Source organism: Microbacterium foliorum, from assembly GCF_006385575.1.
Taxonomy (GTDB): Bacteria; Actinomycetota; Actinomycetes; order Actinomycetales; family Microbacteriaceae; genus Microbacterium; species Microbacterium foliorum_B.
This window is the reverse complement of record NZ_CP041040.1, coordinates 2,686,868-2,706,833: the sequence shown is the minus strand read 5'-3', so window position 1 is coordinate 2,706,833 and position 19,966 is coordinate 2,686,868. Positions and strand designations below refer to the sequence as shown.

The 19,966-nt window shown below is 68.5% G+C and carries 19 protein-coding genes and 1 tRNA gene; 14 read left to right on the top strand and 6 right to left on the bottom strand.

What is annotated here, in order from left to right; translation table 11 throughout:
• The first annotated feature begins 25 nt into the window (after positions 1-25).
• Entirely contained in the window at positions 26-625 is a 600-nt protein-coding gene (locus FIV50_RS13095; RefSeq protein WP_140037813.1) for a GNAT family N-acetyltransferase, read from the top strand.
• An 18-nt stretch (positions 626-643) separates the two neighbouring features.
• Here the strand turns inward: FIV50_RS13095 and FIV50_RS13090 are convergent, their stop codons facing one another.
• Together FIV50_RS13090 and FIV50_RS13085 are read right to left on the bottom strand one after the other, a co-directional pair.
• The gene (locus tag FIV50_RS13090; protein WP_258184267.1) at positions 644-1,210 is read right to left on the bottom strand and encodes a gamma carbonic anhydrase family protein; all 567 of its coding nucleotides are present in this window, start codon (positions 1,208-1,210) and stop codon (positions 644-646) included.
• Between the two features lie 263 nt (positions 1,211-1,473).
• A tRNA-Ser gene (locus tag FIV50_RS13085) sits at positions 1,474-1,561 on the bottom strand.
• A gap of 220 nt (positions 1,562-1,781) precedes the next feature.
• On the opposite strand from FIV50_RS13085, the gene FIV50_RS13080 reads away from it, so the two are divergent.
• The 13 genes from FIV50_RS13080 to trhO all read left to right on the top strand — a co-directional run bounded on the left by FIV50_RS13080 (position 1,782) and on the right by trhO (position 12,394).
• Positions 1,782-2,660, top strand: coding sequence for an aminoglycoside phosphotransferase (locus FIV50_RS13080; protein WP_140037811.1), 879 nt, complete (start codon positions 1,782-1,784; stop codon positions 2,658-2,660).
• A 98-nt stretch (positions 2,661-2,758) separates the two neighbouring features.
• On the top strand, positions 2,759-3,826 hold the full coding sequence (mpaB, locus tag FIV50_RS13075; RefSeq protein WP_140037810.1) for a daptide biosynthesis RiPP recognition protein: 1,068 nt from the start codon (positions 2,759-2,761) through the stop codon (positions 3,824-3,826).
• Positions 3,823-5,088: a daptide-type RiPP biosynthesis aminotransferase gene (mpaD, locus tag FIV50_RS13070; RefSeq protein WP_140037809.1), complete on the top strand. Its 1,266-nt coding sequence runs from the start codon at positions 3,823-3,825 to the stop codon at positions 5,086-5,088. The genes mpaB and mpaD overlap by 4 nt, the downstream gene beginning before the upstream one ends.
• The gene (gene mpaC / locus FIV50_RS13065) at positions 5,078-6,220 is read left to right on the top strand and encodes a daptide-type RiPP biosynthesis dehydogenase (RefSeq protein ID WP_140037808.1); all 1,143 of its coding nucleotides are present in this window, start codon (positions 5,078-5,080) and stop codon (positions 6,218-6,220) included. The genes mpaD and mpaC overlap by 11 nt, the downstream gene beginning before the upstream one ends.
• 5 nt (positions 6,221-6,225) lie before the next feature.
• Complete coding sequence (mpaA1, locus tag FIV50_RS17920; protein WP_258184266.1) at positions 6,226-6,360, top strand: MpaA1 family daptide-type RiPP; 135 nt, start codon at positions 6,226-6,228, stop codon at positions 6,358-6,360.
• 40 nt (positions 6,361-6,400) lie between these two features.
• Positions 6,401-6,526 (top strand): MpaA2 family daptide-type RiPP, encoded by a 126-nt coding sequence (mpaA2, locus tag FIV50_RS17915; protein ID WP_258184265.1) that lies wholly within the window; start codon positions 6,401-6,403, stop codon positions 6,524-6,526.
• Positions 6,527-6,562: 36 nt separating this feature from the next.
• Positions 6,563-6,682 (top strand): MpaA3 family daptide-type RiPP, encoded by a 120-nt coding sequence (gene mpaA3, locus FIV50_RS17995; RefSeq protein ID WP_290159308.1) that lies wholly within the window; start codon positions 6,563-6,565, stop codon positions 6,680-6,682.
• 100 nt (positions 6,683-6,782) lie between these two features.
• Complete coding sequence (gene mpaM / locus FIV50_RS13060; protein ID WP_258184264.1) at positions 6,783-7,586, top strand: daptide-type RiPP biosynthesis methyltransferase; 804 nt, start codon at positions 6,783-6,785, stop codon at positions 7,584-7,586.
• Between the two features lie 28 nt (positions 7,587-7,614).
• Positions 7,615-9,270, top strand: a complete 1,656-nt coding sequence (mpaP, locus tag FIV50_RS13055; protein WP_140037806.1) for a daptide biosynthesis intramembrane metalloprotease — start codon at positions 7,615-7,617, stop codon at positions 9,268-9,270.
• 2 nt (positions 9,271-9,272) lie between these two features.
• On the top strand, positions 9,273-9,989 hold the full coding sequence (locus FIV50_RS13050; RefSeq protein WP_140037805.1) for an ATP-binding cassette domain-containing protein: 717 nt from the start codon (positions 9,273-9,275) through the stop codon (positions 9,987-9,989).
• Entirely contained in the window at positions 9,986-10,714 is a 729-nt protein-coding gene (locus FIV50_RS13045; RefSeq protein WP_140037804.1) for an ABC transporter permease, read from the top strand. The genes FIV50_RS13050 and FIV50_RS13045 overlap by 4 nt, the downstream gene beginning before the upstream one ends.
• On the top strand, positions 10,711-11,445 hold the full coding sequence (locus FIV50_RS13040; RefSeq protein ID WP_140037803.1) for a hypothetical protein: 735 nt from the start codon (positions 10,711-10,713) through the stop codon (positions 11,443-11,445). The genes FIV50_RS13045 and FIV50_RS13040 overlap by 4 nt, the downstream gene beginning before the upstream one ends.
• 58 nt (positions 11,446-11,503) lie before the next feature.
• Positions 11,504-12,394 (top strand): oxygen-dependent tRNA uridine(34) hydroxylase TrhO, encoded by an 891-nt coding sequence (gene trhO, locus FIV50_RS13035; protein WP_140037802.1) that lies wholly within the window; start codon positions 11,504-11,506, stop codon positions 12,392-12,394.
• A gap of 58 nt (positions 12,395-12,452) precedes the next feature.
• Here trhO and FIV50_RS13030 read toward each other — a convergent pair whose 3' ends face one another.
• The 4 genes from FIV50_RS13030 to FIV50_RS13015 all read right to left on the bottom strand — a co-directional run bounded on the left by FIV50_RS13030 (position 12,453) and on the right by FIV50_RS13015 (position 19,937).
• A complete protein-coding gene (locus FIV50_RS13030) occupies positions 12,453-14,711 on the bottom strand; it encodes a transglutaminase family protein (protein ID WP_140037801.1) in 2,259 nt (752 codons plus the stop codon).
• A complete protein-coding gene (locus tag FIV50_RS13025; RefSeq protein WP_140037800.1) occupies positions 14,698-15,909 on the bottom strand; it encodes a DUF58 domain-containing protein in 1,212 nt (403 codons plus the stop codon). Before FIV50_RS13025 ends, FIV50_RS13030 begins: the two co-directional genes overlap by 14 nt.
• Before the next feature lie 13 nt (positions 15,910-15,922).
• On the bottom strand, positions 15,923-16,912 hold the full coding sequence (locus FIV50_RS13020) for an AAA family ATPase (RefSeq protein ID WP_140037799.1): 990 nt from the start codon (positions 16,910-16,912) through the stop codon (positions 15,923-15,925).
• A 118-nt stretch (positions 16,913-17,030) separates the two neighbouring features.
• Entirely contained in the window at positions 17,031-19,937 is a 2,907-nt protein-coding gene (locus tag FIV50_RS13015) for a DEAD/DEAH box helicase family protein (RefSeq protein ID WP_140037798.1), read from the bottom strand.
• Positions 19,938-19,966: the final 29 nt, after the last annotated feature.

The window sequence follows — 19,966 nt, the reverse complement described above, 5'->3', positions numbered from 1 at the left end:
TCACCCCACTCATCGAGGAGCAGCAGTGCCGCGCATCCGTCCGTATCATCCGTCCGACCGTGATGCTCTCTACGAGGTGTGCGTGAGGACAGCGGATGCCGGTGCAGACGCGACCGGCCTGTTCTCCGACGACTCGCTCTGGGGCGACCTGTTCGCGGTGCCCTATGTCGAACGGCATCCCGACCTCGCCTGGGTCGTCGAGACCGATGACGAGCGCGTGATCGGCTACATCGTGGCGACCGACGACACCGATGCCTTCGCCACCTGGTTCCGCGACGAGTGGTGGCCGACGCTGCAGGACCGATATCCGCAGGCGGCCGAGCCGACGACCCGCGAGGAGCGGATGATCGAGCACGGTTACGCGCAGGCACCCGGCCGCGACGCGAACGCGGCGGACTACCCGGCCCATCTGCACATCGATCTGCTGCCCGAGACGCAGGGACAGGGACTCGGACGGCAGTTGATCGAGACGCTGTTCGCCGAGCTCACCCGCCGGGGAGTGCGCGGTCTGCACCTGGGCATGGACCCGAACAACACCCGAGCGGCCGCCTTCTACGAACGGCTCGGGATGACGCCCCTTCCCGCAGAGCCGGGTGGGCAGAGCTTCGGCGTCACGTTCGGCTGATCGGCGCGAGTCGATCCTTCAGCGGTCGATCGCGTGATCCTCGGCGTGAGCACCGTAGTAGTCGGACTGCTGCCGCATGAGGTCCCGCATCGACACGCCCGGCCCGATGCCGTAGACGGTTCCCACGAAGTCGAGCTGGCGCTGAATCTTCCAGATCTCCTCATGGCGTTCCGGGGGCAGGATCGATGCGGGTGAGCCGACGGCGACCCATCCGATCGGGACCACCGCACTCGGCTCCACATTCGTGTTGACCTGCACGACGCCGTTGATGCGCACCTCGGCTCCGGTGCCGATGCGGCTGCCGGGGAAGAGCGAAGCGCCGGTGGCGATGAACACCTCGTCTTCGACGATGCTGCCGTTCACGTGGGTGTGCGGTCCGATCATCACTGCTGCTCCGATGCGCGCCGGGTGACCTGCGCGACCGCGAATCAGAGCATGCTCCATGACGACCGTGTTCTCGCCGACGGTGACCTCGCCGTCCTCTGCGGTGATCACCGCTCCGTGCAGAACGCGCACACCTGCGCCGATCCGGACATCTCCCACGATCATCGCGGACGACGCGACGTAGGCGCTCTCGTGGATCACGGGTTCATGATCGCGGTGGCTCACGAGCATCTGAGGGCTCCAATCATCGCTTTCACCCTAGCGATCCTCGCTGGCGCTCGGTTCTCCCCGAATCCCACGGTGCTCGATAAAAAGACCAAGGGCCCCCGCTGGTGCGGGGACCCTTGATCTTTTTGGCGGTGACGGCGGGACTCCGGTGCTCGCTTCGCTCGCTCCTCCCCGAATCCCTGGTGCTCGATAAAAAGATCAAGGGCCCCCGCTGGCGCGGAGACCCTTGATCTTTTTGGCGGTGACGGCGGGATTCGAACCCGCGGTTGCTTGCACAACACACGCTTTCCAAGCGTGCTCCTTCGGCCGCTCGGACACGTCACCAGGGAACAACCTGAACAGTCTATCCGATCGCGCGGACGACCCCGACCAGGCGTCTCGGATGCCGATGATGCTCCCGCTGGGCGGGATTCCGTTGATCCGGTATGCGATGCGCCCTCTCCTTGTGCTCGCGCCGATCAGCTTCCTAACCTCAGGAGGAGACGAATAGTCGTCACGTGAAATCACTTGCGCGTCGATCGGCGCAACTCCTGAAAGGACATCGATGACGACTGTCGATACCGCAGCCTCGGCCAGCACCGCTCTGCGCATGGCACTGCGCACCGCTCATTCCCGTTCGCTCGCAGATCTCGGACTCAGCGCGATCGGTCGCGCCCGATTCGGGTGGCGCGACCGGTCGATCGGCTCGGTCGTCGAGCGCGCCGGCGGACGGTACTGGCTGCGCGTCGTCTGGTCTGCGAGGGGCCGGGCGCGTGGCGCCTGGTGGACCGGCAACCAGGAGGCCTCGCGCATCGACGGGGTTGCGAAGCCGCGCCTGCTCGACGTGCGGGCCTGGGAGGAGGGGCCGCTGGTGTACCGCGCCGAGCTGATGACCCTGCTGCCCGGGAGGGCGTGCGCGACGGACGCCGTGCTCGTAGGAGCGCCGGGTCTCGACGAGTCGTGGTGGGGAGAGCTGGAACACAACCTCGAAGCCCTGTCCGAGGTGAGCACGGATCGGATGGTGCTCGACCCCGAGATCATGCGCCGGCGGATCAGCGTCTTCTTCGGCCTCGAGATGGACATCGACTCAGGCGATTGGGCTCCGAGCCACGGCGACCTGCACTGGAACAACATCCACCGGGATCCGTTCGCGATCGCCGACTGGGAAGCATGGGGCCTCGCCCCGCGCGGGTACGACGCCGCGTTTCTGCTCGGTCACTCGCTGGCAGTGCCTCACGTCGCCGATCAGATCGCCCGACGCTTCCGGCGCGACCTGGAATCGGAAGGCGGAATCGTGTCGCAGCTCTATGTGATGACGAAGCTGCTGACCCGCGCCGACGCAGGAGAGCACGAGCACCTCGTGCCCGCGCTTCACCGCCACGTGGGGCGCCTTCTCGGCACGCGGGTTCCCCTCGCTCGTGCGTCGTCTTCGGTCACGACCTGAGGCCGCGAACGGAAAATATTGCAGCACATTTGATGGATATATAGCCTCATCTGAGGACGCAGCGATGCCTGAAGGCATCTCGACATTTCTGGGGAGAAATGCACATCAGCACGACTGAGGCATCGCGGGAAAGCCACGGACTGGAGCTCGTCGGGGCACGGGCGCTCCGTGAGTGGATCACCGGCGAGCAGGAGCAGTACTCACGGGTGTTTCTCGTCGAAAGCGGCGCCGGAGCAGAGAGCGTCGCTGATCTGGCCGGCGAAGACGATGCGGTTCTGCTGCACGCGCAGAGCGGTCCCTATGACGGACCCGCCGATGCCGTTCGCTTCACGGGCGCGCTGAGTGAGATCGGTGACGAGCTGTTCTTCGGCGAACTCGGCGTCGAACTCCAGGACTACGTCGCTGCGGCGTACGTGCAGATCATCGGCCCCACGACGGTGGGCTTCTTCGATGAGACGAGTTGGCAGTCATTTCTCGATGATGCCGACCTCGCTCGTCGCACGGGAGTCTTCCCATCGTCACTGATCGACCCGCGGGTGCTGCTCGCGAACCGCCGCGCTCTTGCGGCGCCGGGCGAACTCGCGACTCCGAGCGCGATCAGGGTGGGCTCGGATGGGCTGGTCAGCGTCGGCATGCAGGGCGAGGTCGTCGGCGAGGTCGACGAGCTGAAGACCGTGATCGAGTCCTGCGTGCCCCGTGCTGTGGCTTTCGGAGGCTTGGCGCCGAGTCGAGAACTCATCGAAGACCTGACCGTCCGCGGATGGATCGGTCGGTACCTCAATGCGACGGACCTCATCAAGATGCTCCGCCTGGAGAACGGCATCACGAGGATCTCGGGATTCGGCTGGTCGCTCATCGACGACGACCGCGCAGACGCCGAACCGCTGTCCTCGGATCCTCTCCTGCTCGAGGCCTCAGACGGCTTCGTGCTCGCCGACACCGCGACGCTGCGCCGCCAGCTGCTGTCGCCAATGACCGCGAAGGTCGTCGCCGCCACTCAGACCTCGAGCGCGCCCGAGGTCGCGGTCGAGAGATTGGCTCGGGAGTGCGGCCTGTCGGAGTCTCACGCGAGCACGCTGTGCCGCGACGCTGCCACCGCGCTCAACATCCACTTCGGCACACAGGTTGATGCGTCACGCCGGGCGACGCCGGGCAGCGGACGATGAGCGTTCCGCACGCGCTGTGGACGTCGATGCTTCCCGCGGACGCCACGTTCACGCGAGACCGTGTCGCCGTCGGAGCGGCCGGGAACCGCATCGAGTTCGCGGACGGATCCACACGCCTCAGCGCGACGAGCGGCCTGTGGAATGTTCCCCTCGGCTTCGGAAATCGAGCGGTCGCTGACGCCGTGAGCAGAGCGGCGCACGACGCCTCGTACCTGACCCTGTTCCGCGCGCCGCATCGGTACGCCGAGGTAGCGGCTGACGCGCTCATCGAGCTCGCCGGCCCGCTCCGGTACAGCCGAGTCATCTTCTGCACGTCGGGCGGGGCGGCGAACGACTCCGCGATGAAGCTCGCACGACAGTACTGGGCGCAGCAAGGGGCCGCGTCGCGGTCGCTCATCGTCGGTCTGAAGGGCAGCTATCACGGCACGATGTACGGCAGCCACGCACTGAGCGGAGACGACCTCCTCCAATTCGTCTACTCCGTCGACCGCAGGTCGGTGCGGCATGTCTCCCACAGCGATCATGGGGAGGAGCTGGAGACGCTGCTGAAGCGGGAGGGTCCCAGAATCGCGTCTGTGGTGGTGGAGCCCGTCCTGGGCAGCGGCGCGCACGCGCTGTCCGATGCGTTCGTATCGCGGCTCCTCGACCTGCGCGAGGAGTACGGGTTCCTGATCGTCGCCGATGAGGTCGCGACGGGCTTCGGACGCACCGGCACGATGTTCGCCACAGACGAGTGGGCTGCCCCGCCTGACGTCCTCGTTCTCTCGAAAGCGTTGACGAACGGCGCGACGGGCGCCGCAGCGCTGCTCGTGGGAGCGCACGTCGCGTCCGCGTTCACGCGCGGGGGCTGGACGTTCGTCCACGGCGAGACGCAGGCGGGGACGCCCGCGTGCGCGGCGGCCATCGTCGCGGTGATCGAAGAGCTGCACCGCATCGACGTCGAGTCGACCACGCGAGCGCTCGCGGCCGACCTGTGGCGTCTGGCGACTCGGCTGAAGTCCGACAGTGCGGTCGCTGAGGTGACAGGAAGAGGCTGCTTCGTGGGGCTCGCCCTTCGCAACCAGGACGGGAGTCAGCTCTCGGGGGCCGAGGTTCTCAGAGTCGTCGACGCCATCGCCGAGAACGGTGTGCTCGTGCAGCCGGGCCCCAGCGCCATCGAACTGATTCCGGCGTACGGATTCAGCACGAGTGAACTTCTCGAGATCGATTCCGCTGTGCGCGCGGGCATCGCGCAGACGCAGGAGTTTCAGCATGAGCTCTGAGTTCGCTGCGCGGGTCCCGACTCTCTGGCACGGGCACGACATCGCGCGGCAGACGACCACACGGCTCATCGCCGATCGAGAGACCCTCGTGGTCGCGGATTCGTCGGTCGCAGCACGGGTCGTCGCTGACTACTCGGCCAGAAGGATCGAGGTGGACGCTCACTCCATGACGGTCACGGCTGTCGCCGGCATGGCGGAGGAGATCGTTCGTCGGCCCCCCAGCGTGATCGTCGCCGTGGGCGGAGGAAGCGTTCTCGACGCCACCAAGATCGCGTCCCTCGTGCTCGCTCCGGGGCGCATGTTCGACTTCGCCATCGAACGCGCGTCGAAGTCGGCGCTGACCTTCCTGCCGGATGCTCGGCCACCCGTGGACATCGTCGCGGTGCCGACGACGCTGGGCACCTCGTCGGAGACGAACAGCGTCAGCATCCTCAAGAACGAGAGCGGCTATCGGCTCATCGTCGGACGATCCCTGAGGCCCCGCCACGCCATCATCGATCCCTGCAATCTGAGAACCCTCACGTCGGCGTCCGTCAGGGAGGGAGCACTCGAGGCATTCCTCCGTCTCGCGGGCGCCTCGACGGGGTCGCGGCGAAGTGCCAGGGGGCGACGTGACGCGATCGCGCTCGCGGGTGCTCTTCTCGAGACGGCCTCGGGTGACGTGGAAGCTGCCGACTCACGTCTGCGTCTTGCTCGTCTGAGCGCCGCCACCCAGCGCAGCGCTGCGTTGCGGGGGCACGATCCCTACAGTGCTCGCCACTGGTATGTGGCCAACGAAGTCGCCTTCGTGCTGCAGGTTCGCAAGATGGTCGCCACAGCGGCGATCATCGCGGCGGTCTGGCGTCGAGTGTGCTCGGGAGACCCACGGTGGGGAGATCGCGGGAGCCTCGAAGAGTTCTGGACGAGCGTCGCCGGCCGGGTCGCGCTTCCCCTCGACCCACCCACCGGTATCGCCGCACTCGTCGACCGCTGGGGGATCCCACCTCCGCTACGGCCGACCGCTCAGGCGATCCGCCGCATCTCCGCCGCCACGGAAACCGCGTGGGGAAACCGCTACCCGATGCTCGCGGGTCTTTTCGCAGACGACTTCTGCGATCTGCTCCGTGATTCCTACTGGAGCGAAGGGAGGTGAATGAGATGAACGAAAGCGTGCACACGCATATCCAGTTCCAAGAGCTGGAGGGAATGGACGCCCCCAGCTGGGAGAGCTTCTATCAGGGCGCGATCAGTGCGCTGGTGCTGATAGGGATCGGCGCTGCCGCCGCGACGTGACCCTGTCGAGCAAACAAGAGGAAATGGGAGGGAGGTGAGTATGCACGCAGCAATGCCGACCCTCGAGTTCACCGAACTCGAGGCCATGGAGGCGCCGGATGACGCCCTTGATTGGACCCGCGGATTCGCCGTCGGCGTGATCATCGGAATCATCGCCCTGACATAGGAGTCGCCTTCGCAAGGCGTACCGAGGAGGTAGGAAATGCAGACGAAGTCGCTCGAGTTCGTGGAGCTCGAACACATCGATGCGCCACTCGAATGGTGGGAGCACGCGAGCTACATCATCGCCATCATCGGCGGTGCGGCAGCGATCGCGACCTGACCGAAGGGGTGCGGGTGGCTCAACACGCCCGCACCCCGTTTTTCCCCCCCCCCCCCCACTGAGAGGTGATGCGTGAATGTCCGGTTCTCTTACTGAAACCGTGGCGGCGAGGCTCCGCACGGTCGGAGCGGTGCCGAAGGAGCAGGATCTGTATTCGGGTGCCGGCGCCGATTTCTATGATCGGCTGGTCGGACCCGACCGTGCGGAGATCCGAGAGATGCTCGCGCTCGCGAGAGAGGCCGAGGGACCGATCCTCGATGTTGCGGCGGGGAGTGGGAGGTTGACTGTTCCGCTGGTCAGGTCGGGCAAGCGGGTGACCGCGATCGATCTTTCCGACGATATGCTCTCCCGTCTTCGTCGAACGCTGCCGGACCACACGATGCTGGAGTGCGTCGTCGGGGACATGCGCGACTTCTCGCTGCCGCAGCGGTTCGGGCTCGTGATCATCGGAGCGACCTCCATCACGTTGCTCGACAGCGTGGGCAGATCCCTCCTCTACGCGAATGTGCGACGTCACCTCGCGGCGCAGGGCGTCTTCGCCTTCACGGTTGCCGGAGCCGCGTCCGCGGAGAGCTTCTCGGTGTCGAGGGACTGCGAGATCGAGGTCCCCGGTCCCGACGGCACGGAGAGGTATCTGTTCTCTCAGCAGGTGGAAGAGGATGGCGCGGCGCGGGTGGTCAACTGGGTTCGCGTCGCAGACCTCGCGGAAGGCGGCGAAGTGACAGTGCTCACGAGCCGTCTGAGAGTGCTCGACCACGAGATCCTCTCGCGAGAGCTCGTCGACGCGGGATTCGCCGTTCCGGCTGCCTCTGCCGTTCGGACGCTCGGTGGAGAGGACATCATTCTGCTCACGACGACGTGGGCGGGGCACTCGGAGGCGATGGATGCCGATGCGTCCCGGTAGCCTCCCTCGACGCCGACAGTCTCGGTCAGTGGAGGATGCGCTCGCTGCCGACTCGTGCCCCCTCCTCGCCTCCGGCGTCGTCTTCGAACAGGCGGCCGAAGACGGGATATGGATCGCGATGCTGCACGGAGTGCCCTCATCGAGGGTCTCTCGGGCGGTCGTCGATCTGCTGCGAGCGATGAACGGCGAAACCGCACTTCACGATCTGCACCGGCGCTTCGCCCCTTCCGAGTCGTTGGAGCACTTTCTGCACCTGGCCCAGCGATTTCGCGCGTGCGGGCTACTCGAGGGCGGCAGGAAGCTCCCACCCGGCCGAGTGGTCTACCGGCCCCCATTCACTCTGCAGATCGCGACGCTTCGCGCACCTGCCATCTTCGGTCGTCTGGACCGACTGATCGTCCGGCTCTCACGCCGAGCAGTTCTGGTGTCGGTTGCGATTCTGGTGTGCCTGGGACTCCTCGCCGCATCCGCTCAGGTGGACGAGCTATGGGCCGCCCTCACCACGCCGGTGCCGCTCGTCGCCCTGGTGTATCTCGTCGCGGCACTCTCGCTCATGACCCTGCTCCACGAGAGCGCTCACGGCGTCACTCTCACGAGGTTCGGAGGCAGACCCCGAAGGGCGGGCTTCATGCTCTTCTACCTCAGCCCGGCATTCTTCGTGGACGTGACGGACGGGTGGCGGCTCCCGGAACGCCGGCAACGCGTCGCCATCGCACTGGCGGGGCCTGCGGTGCACGCTGTCGCCGGCGCGATCGCGCTCATCGGCGCGCTCGTGCTCTCGCAGCCCGTGGTCCACCAGACCGCGCTGCTCCTCGCCGTCTCCTGCGGCGCCATCGTCCTCATCAATCTGATCCCCTTCGTGCGGTTCGACGGGTACATCGCGCTCATGAGTGCTCTGGACGAGCCGAACCTGAGGGATCGGGCGATCGGCGATGGCTCGGACTTCCTGGCCGGTCTGCTGTTCGGAGGCCGGCGGAGGATCAAGCGTCTCGACAGATGGTGGAGCGTGCCGTTCGGTCTCGCGTGCCTCACCACCCCGGTCGTGCTGGTGGTCTTCGCCGTCGCCCGCATAGCCCGAGCACTCGCGGGCGGCGGACCGATCCTCGGTGTGCTCGTCGTCGCTCTCGAAGTCGTCGTCGTTCTCGCCGGTGCCGTGATTCTCGTCAAGGCCCTCCGCCGCGTGCTTCGTTCCGGCGTTGCACGGCTCCGATTCGGGTCCGTCGTCACCGCGCTCGTCGCGAGCATCGTGATCGCCGGCGCCGTGATCCCCGTCCCCGTGACAGCGACCTTCGGCTTCACCGCGCACGGTGACAACGTGGTCCTTCTGCGCGCCGGCGAGACCGGCGACGCAGTCGAGGCGGACGTGCCCGACGGTGCGCCTGTGATCCTGATGAGCAACGGCATCCTCGCGAATGAGCAGGTCGGAGAAGGAACGGTCGGGTCGCGGCGAACGGAGCCGACGAGGGTGCCGCTCGAGGCGCTGTTCCCGATCACGTCGGACGGTGCGACGGTCTCCGCCGTGATCATCGCCGCGGTGGACGTGTCAGAGGAGAGCGGCTCCCTGCCTGCGACGGGGCAGGCGCGAGTCGAACTCGGTGTGAGAAGTCTGTGGCAGACGCTCTGGGTGACCGGAGTGGCGATGCCACTGTCATCTCTTCAGAGCGGAGAGGTGGGAAAGGAATGAAGATGAACGATCACGCGATCGAGGTCCGAGGACTCACGAAGAGGTACGGAGACCGGGCCGCGGTCGAAGAACTGTCGTTCGCTGTGCCGTACGGGTCGATCGTCGGCCTCCTGGGGCCCAACGGCGCGGGCAAGTCGACGACTCTGCGAACGATCGTCGGCCTGCTGAAGCCGACGATCGGCGACAGCCTCATCGACGGCATGCCGTTCTCCGCGCTCGACAATCCGGCATCTCACGTCGGTGTCCACATGGACGGCTTCGGCTTCGAGGGCGGTATCACCGCCCGGCGTCATCTGGAGATCTGCCGGCTCGCGGCGGGGGCCCAGCGTGGACGAGTCGACGAGGTGCTCGAGGAGGTCGGGCTCGCGGCGGATGCCCGTCGCCGAGTGAAGACCTTCTCGACGGGGATGACCCAGCGTCTCGGGCTGGCCGCAGCCCTCATCGGCTCGCCCCGGACACTCATCCTGGATGAGCCGGCCAACGGGCTCGATCCCGACGGCATCCGCTGGCTTCGCCGGTTCCTGCGCGGCTATTCGGAACGCGGCGGCACCGTCCTGATCGCCAGTCACCAGCTCGCTGAGCTGGAACAGGTCGTGGACGAGGTGGTCGTCATCAAGCGGCGCGCGCTCTTCGCCGGAAGGCTCGGCGACCTCGTCACGAGCGACGCCGACTCGCTCGAGAGCAAGTACTTCGATCTCGTTGAAGGAGCATCCGCATGAAGGGAACCATCCGAAGCGAAGCCCTGCGCTCGGTGAGCGGCTCGTCCATCCTGGCGGTCTACCTCGTGGCCGTCCTCATGCCCGTGTTCGTGCTGTTCTCCGACGGCTCGCGATTCGACCTCGCCGGCGTCGATCCTGCTGTGGCCACCGCCCTGCTTCTGGAGCCGCTCGCCTGGTCGGCCATCTCCGCGGCGTTCGTGGGCGCCTACGGCGTCACCCGCGAGTGCTACTACGGCTCGATGGACAGAACGCTCACCGGGGTCGGTTTCCCTCGCGCCTTCTCGGGGAAGATCGTCGCCGGTGCCGTCGTCGCGGTCGCCCTGTCGGTCTGCATCTTCGTGGTGTGGACGGTGGGCGTCTCCGTCCTCCTCGCTCAGAACGGATCGACGCTCGCGCTCACCGGCAGCGCATGGCGTATCTACGCGGGTGCGCTCGTCGGGGTGGTGCTCGGCGCATTCATCGGCGGGGCGATCGGCTGGATCACCAGGAACTACTACGTGACCGCGGCGATCATCCTGGTCCTTCCGATGGTCGTGGAGTTCGCGCTGCTCCGCACTGCGCCGGAGCTCGCGAAGTTCTCACCCGGGCTGGTCCTGGCCGCGCTGGGCGTTCCCGGATACCAGGACCGACTGCTCGAGTTCGTGCCCGCCCTCTGCCTCGCGCTTCTGTGGGCTGCCGGTCTGGTCGCCGCCGCGTGGGGCATGGGGCGAAGGAAGCTCGGGTGATCGGCCGGGCCTTCCGAGCTCACGCCCGCAGCTTCGCGGGCGATGTCGTGCTGTTCTGGGTGGCGGTGGCAGGGTTCGTGCTGTCGCTTTCGGTGGCGACGAACATCCCACCGGAACTCGCAGATGCACCCGCCGACGTCCGAGCCGCTCTCACGGCGCCGTACGAAGCGGTGCTCGCAACGTATGGAGCAGTGCTCGCGGCGGCCTACGGTTCTTTCCGATACACCGTCGACCGACGAGACGGTGTCGTCGCTCAGCGTCTGATGCTGCAGCCTCGGTGGGCGACTCTGTTCGTCAGGGTGCCCGCCTCCGCCCTCGGCGGAGCGATCGTCGCTCTGGCCGGAGCCGTCGGCGGACACGTCGCGCTGACGGTGGCCATGGGCGGTCCTCCGCTGGAGTGGGCGTCGGTCGGGTCCGCCCTGGGCCTCGGCGCGCTGGCAGGGCTCTGGGGTATGGGAGTGGGAGTCGTCGTGCAGGCCCATCTCGTCGCACTGTTCGCGGCTCCGATGTCGATGAGCGTGGCGGTCCTCGTGGCGATCTTCTGGGGACCCGGCGCTGTGTACCTTCCCCTCCTCGCGATGCTCGAAGCGCTGCGGTTCGATGTCTCCGCGCTGGGTATCCCGCCGAACGAGGGGATCGACAGCTCCACGGCTGTGCTGGTGACGGCCGCCTGGGTGCTGGGGGCGCTCGTCGCTGGGGGACTGTCGTTCATGAACCGCGATGTGAGGTAGCAGCCTCCAGCCGCCTCCGCGAGGGCCGGCGGTCAGGTGGCCGACGTAAAATCACTGGGTGGCAACACCCAAGATCGTCCTCTTCTACGTCTTCACCCCGCTTGCCGATCCGGACGCGATCCGGGTGTGGCAGCGTGACCTCGGCGAAGCCCTCGGGCTGCGCGGCCGGCTCCTGATCTCGAAGGACGGAGTCAACGGCACGCTCGGCGGTGACCTGCCGGCGCTCAAGAAGTGGGCGCGGTCGTTCCGGTCGTACGCTCCTTTCGCTCACGCGGACATCAAATGGAGCGAGGGCACCGGCGTCGACGCCGATGGTCGCAGCGTCGATTTTCCGAAGCTCAGCGTCAAGGTGCGTGACGAGATCGTGTCGTTCGGAGCGCCGGGCGAGCTGCGCGTCGATGAGCACGGCGTCGTCGGAGGCGGCACCCGGCTGACACCCGAAGAACTGCACGAGCTGATGGGGGAGCGCGGCGACGACGTCGTCTTCTTCGACGGCCGCAACGCGCTCGAAGCGCAGATCGGCCGCTTCCGCGGAGCCGTCGTTCCCGACACGGAGACCACGCGCGACTTCGTGCAGCTGCTCGACTCCGGGGCGTACGACGATCTCAAGGGCAAGCCGGTCGTCACCTACTGCACAGGCGGCATCCGGTGCGAGGTGCTCTCGAGCCTGATGACCGCGCGCGGGTTCGGCGAGGTGTACCAGCTCGAAGGCGGCATCGTGCGCTACGGCGAGCAGTACGGCGATGACGGCCTGTGGGAAGGCTCGCTCTACGTGTTCGACAAGCGCGGATCCGTCGACTTCACCGACCATGCGGCAGTCATCGGCGAGTGCGCCGGATGCGGCACCGCGACCAAACGGACCGCGAACTGTCCCGATCTGTCGTGCCGCACCCAGTTCGTGGTCTGCGGATCCTGCGACGCCGTGCGCTGCGAACTGCACGCGGCCTGACTCCGTCCGCGTCCGACAAGGCCTCGGACGGGACGCGACGCGACGCGACGCGACGATCTCAGGTGAGCAGCAGCACGTCGGTGCGGGGACTCGCGAAGAGCGATCGCGGAATCAGGAACGCGTGGAGCCTCGTCCATCTGTCGACACTGCGGCGCAGCTGAGCCGTCACCTCGACGAGGGCGGCGTCGAGATCTCGCGTGGCATCGGCCGACGGGCGGGCATAGCTGGCCTGCTCGACCGCGGCGACGAGCACCCGCACGGCGTCGGCATTCACGTGGCTGTCCCTGACGAGATCGTCGCCGCGCATGCGCGGCGTCTCGGCATCCGACAACGGCACGCGGAGATCCTGCATGGTCGCCCGCAGCTCGGTCCAGGCCGCCCCCGCATCGCCGCGTCGTGCGCGCCCGCGTCGGGCCACGCGCAGTGCGAGACGGGCGAGTGCGGGCAGCAGCAGCACCATCAGCACGCCGAGCGTCGTCAGCACGACCGGGGTGGGGTCCAGTCGCCGGAGCTCTGTGGCCGCCCCTGCGTTGTCGCCCGCGTCTTCACGCTCGAGATCCGGCCCTGAGGTCTGCTCGGTGCTGGGGGCGGCCGTCGGAGCCGGCGTCGCAGCGCCGCCCGCACCGCCGCCTTCGGTGGCCGCAGCGCTGAAGGCCGTCGGAACCCCGAGCGAGGCAGTCGGCTCGAAGGGCACCCATCCGACGCCGGGGAAGAGCACCTCGGGCCACGAGTGCAGCTGGTCGCTGGAGACCGAGTACACCGCTTCATCGTCGCCGCGGGTGGTCTCAGTCAGCGCACCCGGGAGATAGCCGACGACGATGCGCACCTCCATGTCGAGGCTCTCCGCCATGAGCGCGAACGCGCCGGCGAAGTGGATGCAGTATCCCGACCGCACATCGAGGAACCGCGCGACCGCGTCAGCGCCGGTGCCGTCGAAGCCCTCATCGACCGGAGTCTCCAGCGAGTAGGCGAACTGGCTCCGGAACCACGACTGCAGCGCGATCAGCCGGTCGTAGTCGTTCGTGGCGTCAGCGGTGACGTCGGCGGCCGTCTCACCGATCACCTCAGGCAGTTCGACGGGTTCCGTGTCGGGGTCGACGATCGGCGCAGCGGCGGGGAGCCCGCGGATCTGCTCGAGAGTCGGCGACACCTCGAGCGACCGCACCGTGTAGTCGTTGCCGACGGCATCCGCAGTGCGAGAGGCGAGAGTGCGGTTCTCGGGGCTCACGCGCCAGGTCGAGGGGAGTCCCTGCACACTCGTGGCGGGGTAGGGCACCGGAAGCCACGAGCTCGACATCCGGATCACCCTGATCGAGGTGTTCTGCTCGGTGGTCTCGATGTCGTCCGTCCATTCGGCGGGGCCGAACCCCTCGCTCTGCGCCTGCAGGTCGCCGCGATCCGGCTCCCACACGCGGCCGTCGAACGCCGACAGCGTCGTGAGTCGCAGATAGGGAGCGGTGTCCGCCGTCGTCGCCATCGTGAGCACCTCGACCGGATTCGGTTGCCGCAGGTCATCGCCGAGTCGTAGCGACGCGTCGACGGTGACGCCCGTGCCTGTGCCCGCGAGACTCGCCGCGACGGGCAGGGCCGGTGCGATGATCACGGTCGCCGCCAGCGCGGCGACGCCGACGCCCGCGGCGACCGCGGTGGACGTGCGTCGGGGTGATTCGGGGTTCTGTGCCGCCGTATACCGCAGCAGGACGAGGATCAGGATGCCGAGCATCACGAACCAGACGACGTTGACCCCGCCGAGGGTGACGATCATCGGCATGGATCCCACGACCGCCGTGAGGAGGCTGGCGAGGATCGCTCCGCGCTGCGCGACCAGCTGGTCGAGGAGGATGGCGACGACTCCGAAGCCGACGCCCATCACGGCTTCGAGTCCGGGGGACGCGGCGAGCGGCGCAGAGCCGAAGGCGATCTCCTCCCAGGCCGAAGCTCCGAGCGCCTGGAACGTGAAGAAGGTCGCCTCGGTGGGGATGAGGCCGAACACCGCGGTATCGCCGGCCACGAGCAGGATCACGGCGCCCATCACCGCCAGGATCTGGACGGCGATGGTGACGAGGTCGCGCGCCCAGGCCGCACGACCGCGCATCAGAGTGCGCGATGCCATACCTGCGAGCGCGGTGACGACGATCACCGCAAGGACGGCGAACGACCAGCTGCCCGGTTCGATGACCGACGTGAACGGCCACACCGCGACGAGCCCGGCGGCCGCGGCCAGCACCGACGGCACGACCGTGCCGACGGGCAGCTCGTGCTCACGGTGCCAAGACAGGCGGGATCCGCGCTCGGCCTTCCGCTCAGCTCGTGACATCGGTCGCTCCCCGTTGCTCGGCGGTGCCGCCGATGCGGTCGGGCAGCACGTCTTCCCACGCCTCTGCGACATCGTCGCCCAGTCGCGCGAAGCGCCAGCCGTGCCGTTCGGCTGCCGCTGCGGCCCCGCGGTGCGGCGCGGTCGCGAACAGCATCGGGGCCGCAGCGCCCGAGGGACGCAGCAGAGCGGCATCCTCTTCGTCGATCTCGCCGGTGATGTAGACGAGCGGGCCCGGAGGGGTGCCGCCGACCAGGGTCGTGATGTCGCGGGCCTCGCCGCGAGGGCCGACCAGTGCGAGGGCGACGAGCAGACCGTCGCGGTCGTCTTCGTGACCGCGCAGGGTGCCCAGCAGAGTCCCGCTGCTGTCGATCACGTCGACGCCGTATCCCTCCTGCACGAGGTGCACGGCGACGGAAGCGCACATCGACACGGCGGTCTCGAACGCCGGATCCTCGTCGGCTCCGGGGCGTGCCCAGCGTGCGGCGCTGCGGTCGAGGATCACGAGCGCGTCGGGGCTCGACTCCTCTTCTTCCTGGCGCACCATCAGCTGCCCGCGGTGCGCGGTCGCCCGCCAGTGGATGCGACGCATCGAGTCGCCGGGGATGTAGCGGCGCGGCGACAGGTTGTCGCTGCCCTGTCCGAGTCGGCTCGACGAGGTGTGCGCGGTGCCGCCTGCGGCGCCGACCTTGACGGTCAGCGGTGCGAGTGTGAACACCTCGGGCACGACCGTCACGGAGCGGGTCTCACCGAACGCCTGCTCGCGCTGGGCGAGGCCGAAGGGGTCGACCGTGCGCAGCACCAGCGGCCCGATCGGCCAGACACCGCGTCGCACACCGGTGATCAGGTAGCTCAGCTGCCCGGTCTCCGACGGGTACTCGCCGGCCGAGTCGCCGGTGACCGCAGACGGGAGCACATCGCGCCAGAGCCCTCGCGGCACCCGCAGGGCGCGCAGAGTGAAGCGCAGTGTGACGCGAGACGTCTCCGACACCGTCAGCAGGTCGGTCGAGACCTGACGCGTGACCGAACCGGCGCGGCGGGGCAGTCGCACGACCAGCACCGAGAAGACGGTCAGAGCGAGAAGGAGGACGCCGATGTAGAGGAGGATCGGCGCGCCGACCGTGTTCGCCGCTATCAGGCAGCCGAGACCGGAGAGGAGCGCACCCGTGCCCCGAAGGGTGAGGGTTCGACGGCGGGGCATGGCGAGCGAAGGATCAGGAGCGAGCGGTCACGGGCACCCGCACGCGCTCGACGATCTGTCGCAGGGCCGCCTCGACGGGCTGAGCTCCGGCACGGTGCGCTCCGCGGGCGGGAAGGAGGCGGTGCGCGAGCACAGGGATGATCAGTGCCGTCACGTCGTCGGGGATCACGAAGTCGCGTCCGTCGAGCGCCGCCCACACCTTCGCGGCCCGGATCAGCTGCAGAGTCGCCCTCGGACTCGCACCCAGGTGCAGGTTGGGGTCTGCGCGGGTCGCCTGGGCGAGAGCGACCGTGTACTCCTCGAGAGCCGGGGCGACGTGCACGGAACGGGCCCAGGCGATCAACCCCGAGATCGACGCCGCGTTCGCGACGGCTCTCACCGCGGCGAGCGGGTTCACGGTGTCGCGCTGACGGAGCATGAGGGCTTCGGCGGCCGCGTCGGGGTAGCCCATCGAGATGCGCATCATGAAGCGGTCGCGCTGTGCTTCGGGCAGCGCGTAGGTGCCCTCCATCTCGAGAGGGTTCTGGGTCGCCACGACCAGGAACGGGTCGGGGAGCATGTGCGTCGATCCGTCGACGGTCACCTGCCCCTCTTCCATGGCTTCGAGCAGTGCCGACTGCGTCTTGGGGGACGAGCGGTTGATCTCGTCGGCGATCACGATGTGCGCGAACACCGCGCCGCGCTTGAACTCGAACTCCCGATCGACGGGGTTGTAGACGCTCACACCCGTGACATCGCCGGGGAGGAGATCGGGGGTGAACTGGATGCGGCGGACAGTGGCGTCCACACTCGCGGCCAGCGCACGCGCCAGCACGGTCTTTCCCACGCCCGGTACATCCTCGATCAGCAGGTGTCCCTCGGCGAGCAGGCACACCAGCGCGCTCCGCACGGCATCCGGCTTTCCGTCGATCACCCGTCCGACAGACTCGACGATGGCCGACGTCTGCGCGGCGAACTGCTCGGCGTTGACGACGGCCGGGGTCAGGGGCGGGTTCTCTGGCATGCGTTCCCTCTCGCGTGGGCGCTGCGGTGCGCGTGATCTGATCGTAACCCGGCTGTCTACGGATGGGGTGGGAACCGTGCTCCGGCTCTGCGGCACGGTGTCGTCCGCGTCGCGGATGTCAGCCCCAGACGCGGGCGCGGGGCTCTGCGGCGTCGAGTCGGTCGTCGGCGCTGCGAGCGACCCGCAGCAGCGCGAGTCCCTGCATCCCGGTGAGTTCGTGCAGCGTGCAGGTGCCGATCAGCGCCTGCCAGTGCTCGCGGAAGCGCTCGGCGTCGCCCCGACGGCGGGCGATCAGCCGCGGCACCGCGAGCAGGGTGCGCCCGGGGGAGAGCCGATCGGCGAGACGTTCGAGCGGACGCAGTCGTGGCAGGCCGGCCGAGTCGATGCGCAGCAGGAAGCGCGGAGTGCGCACCGGCGCGAAGAGCTCCTCGACGGCATCCGCGATCACGCGCGCGTCGGGGGCCGATCCTCCCAGCTCGATGCGGATGCGGGACGGATCCGCAGCGTCCGGTCGCGCCCCGATCACCGACTCGTCGACGCGTCCGATCCGCTGCGCATCGTGCAGGGTGCGGGCGATGGCGATCGCCGCCGCCCGGTAGATCTCGGCTGGCCGCCGGCGGTCGCGCAGCAGCCGGGCGAGCATCCGCAGCGCTGAGACGGTGGCAGCGACGGTGCCACCCCCGAGCGCGAGCGCGGTCCAGAGCAGCGGGGCGACATCGGCTCCCGATGCGATCAGCACGCCGACGAGCCCGCCCACTCCGGCCGTTCCGGCGACGAACGCTCCGACAGCCCCGGCGCCGGCTGCCTGAGCAGTGCGCAGCAGAGGTGCGCGCGACGTGCGGCGCACCGCCACGACCTGGCGTTCGCGCGGCTCGTAGCGGTCGCCGATCCGCCACTCGGTCCTGGTGCTGCTGCGGGTCGGCCAGCGTTCGCGCAGCAGCGCGTCGAGATCGCCGATCGAGGTCGACGCGTCCTTGTCGAGCACGCGTTCCCACGCGTCGAAGGCCGCAGTGGGGAGTGCGTGGCCGAGTCCGCTCACGATCCGACCGTCGCCGTCGGCGCTCAGGCCCCACAGATGCGAATGCCGCCGGCGCAGTCGACCCGGCTCGGACGAGTCGTCGAGGTCGACATCCGAGGGGATCAGGCAGACGACCGACCAGTTGTGCGCGACCTTCTCGGGCCAGTCAGGGTCCAGGCGCAGCGTGCGGCCTCGCAACTGCTGTGTTCCTGAGGAGGTCGCCACGGTCGTGAGGTCGATGAGGGTGTTGACCGCCGGGCAGTCCCAGCCTTCGCCGAGAAGCCCGCGGGTGCCGACCAGCAGCCGCACGTCGCCGCGGCGGATCAGCTCCGACACCGCGCCGACGATACGTCCGCTTCCGACGCCCCGCACCTCGAGATCGCGCGCGGGGCCGGTGCCCTCGGCGACGTCGACGGGCTCGCCGAGGATCTCGGCCAGCGCGTCGGCGAGGTCGACCGCATCCTCGACGCGGACGCGCAGGTGCTGAGCGGTGAGCAGCACGGGCCGCAGCCCGGCGGTGACGTCGTCGACCGAGAGCAGGTCGAACGTGCGCAGCGCCCCTGCCGGTGCGTCTCCGGCCAGGCCGCGGTTGTTGCCGTGCTCGACGAAATCGGTGACGACGACGACGCGGATGCGGTCGCCGTCGGGGCCGTCGAGTTCTCGGCGGAGGATCTCGACGGCGGCATGGTCCTTCGCGGCCGAGAATGCCAGGGTGCTCTCGACCGGGTTGCGGCCTCGACGGATGCCGCGGTCGGTGAGGGCGTACCCGAAGTCGGCGAGAGAGCGTCGCACGTACTCCCACTGTCGTTCGGCAGCGGGATCGGACAGGAGCCGTGCCTGAGCGAAGCGAGAGAGCACCGCGAGCAGGTCATCGGTGGTGCAGCGATCGAGCAGCGCCGGCGGGATCGCGTCGATGAGCGGATGCCGCGGTGCGACCGTGCGCAGCACGACAGCGCAGGAGCGCGTGAGAGTGAAGTCTGCCGAGAACGCGCGGTCGAGGCGGGTGAGCAGGGCCCCGTCGTCGTCACCAGAGGCGTTCGCGGGTTGCAGCTGCTGCTCGAGGTACGACACCGCGTCGGGCGTCAACAGCACCCGGGTGATCATGTCGTGGAGCAGGGCCTCGTGTCGACGGATGAATCCGGCCTCCGCGGGCGTGGGTTCCGTGAACATCACGTGGTCGCGGTAGGGGGCCAGATGCCCCTCCTTCACCACGGCCGGGGTCGGCACCTCGTAGTCGACCTCGCCGAGCAGCTGGCTGTAGTTCTCGAACTCCGTCTCGTCGTCGGGCGACGGAAGGGTCGCGGTCAGGCCGATCAGCAGGGGCTCGACGCCGGTCTCGCGGATACGACCCGCGAGGTACGCGACCACGAGGGCCCAGTGGTCGAGCAGATGGTGGCATTCGTCGAGCACGACGGTGCGCACACCCGCGGCCACGAGTCGATCGATCAGGGCGACGGCGTTGGGATGCAGCACGCGGGCGAGTTCGGCGGGCCGTCGCCTCGCGAAGTGCGAGCGCAGGCGGCGGGAGCGGGCACGGATGCCGCTGCGATACCTCCCCGGGTTGTCGATCGCGAGTTCGGCGAGCCACGTCGCCGCGTCCGCCTCCGCGCGCCCGCCTGCCGTGAGCTCCTCCACCCACACAGAGCGGGCGAGCTCGTCGAAGGGCGAGCCGTCTCCGGTGACGCTGAGCAGCTGATAGGTCAGCGCGGTGAGATCGCCGATGCGTGCGGGGTCGTCCGAGACGGCCGCGGCCCCCGGCGCCAGTTCCTCCGCGGTGCGCACCCACTGCTGACGGATCGTCACCGTCGGCGACAGCACGAGGGTGCGATGGCTCTCGCGTGCGGCGAGCAGCAGGCCGAGCAGGGTCTTACCGGAACCCGGCGGGGCGACGATGTGCAGCGGACCCGCTGCTCCCGGTGCGAGACGCTCGAGCACCTCGGCCTGGTAGGTGCGCAGTATGCCCGCAAAACGCCACGTCGACAGGGGAGCGGCGGTGACGGGATCCATGACCTGCCCAGTCTGTCAAAGAGCGGGTG

Excerpts from the sequence above, each read along its gene's own strand:
- FIV50_RS13080 (WP_140037811.1), top strand. The coding sequence starts at position 1,782 with ATGACGACTGTCGATACCGCAGCCTCGGCCAGCACCGCTCTGCGCATG.
- mpaB (WP_140037810.1), top strand. The coding sequence starts at position 2,759 with ATGCACATCAGCACGACTGAGGCATCGCGGGAAAGCCACGGACTGGAG.
- mpaD (WP_140037809.1), top strand. The coding sequence starts at position 3,823 with ATGAGCGTTCCGCACGCGCTGTGGACGTCGATGCTTCCCGCGGACGCC.
- mpaC (WP_140037808.1), top strand. The coding sequence starts at position 5,078 with ATGAGCTCTGAGTTCGCTGCGCGGGTCCCGACTCTCTGGCACGGGCAC.
- mpaA1 (WP_258184266.1), top strand. The coding sequence starts at position 6,226 with ATGAACGAAAGCGTGCACACGCATATCCAGTTCCAAGAGCTGGAGGGA.
- mpaA2 (WP_258184265.1), top strand. The coding sequence starts at position 6,401 with ATGCACGCAGCAATGCCGACCCTCGAGTTCACCGAACTCGAGGCCATG.
- mpaA3 (WP_290159308.1), top strand. The coding sequence starts at position 6,563 with ATGCAGACGAAGTCGCTCGAGTTCGTGGAGCTCGAACACATCGATGCG.
- FIV50_RS13050 (WP_140037805.1), top strand. The coding sequence starts at position 9,273 with ATGAACGATCACGCGATCGAGGTCCGAGGACTCACGAAGAGGTACGGA.
- FIV50_RS13045 (WP_140037804.1), top strand. The coding sequence starts at position 9,986 with ATGAAGGGAACCATCCGAAGCGAAGCCCTGCGCTCGGTGAGCGGCTCG.
- FIV50_RS13030 (WP_140037801.1), bottom strand. The coding sequence starts at position 14,711 with ATGTCACGAGCTGAGCGGAAGGCCGAGCGCGGATCCCGCCTGTCTTGG.
- FIV50_RS13025 (WP_140037800.1), bottom strand. The coding sequence starts at position 15,909 with ATGCCCCGCCGTCGAACCCTCACCCTTCGGGGCACGGGTGCGCTCCTC.
- FIV50_RS13020 (WP_140037799.1), bottom strand. The coding sequence starts at position 16,912 with ATGCCAGAGAACCCGCCCCTGACCCCGGCCGTCGTCAACGCCGAGCAG.
- FIV50_RS13015 (WP_140037798.1), bottom strand. The coding sequence starts at position 19,937 with ATGGATCCCGTCACCGCCGCTCCCCTGTCGACGTGGCGTTTTGCGGGC.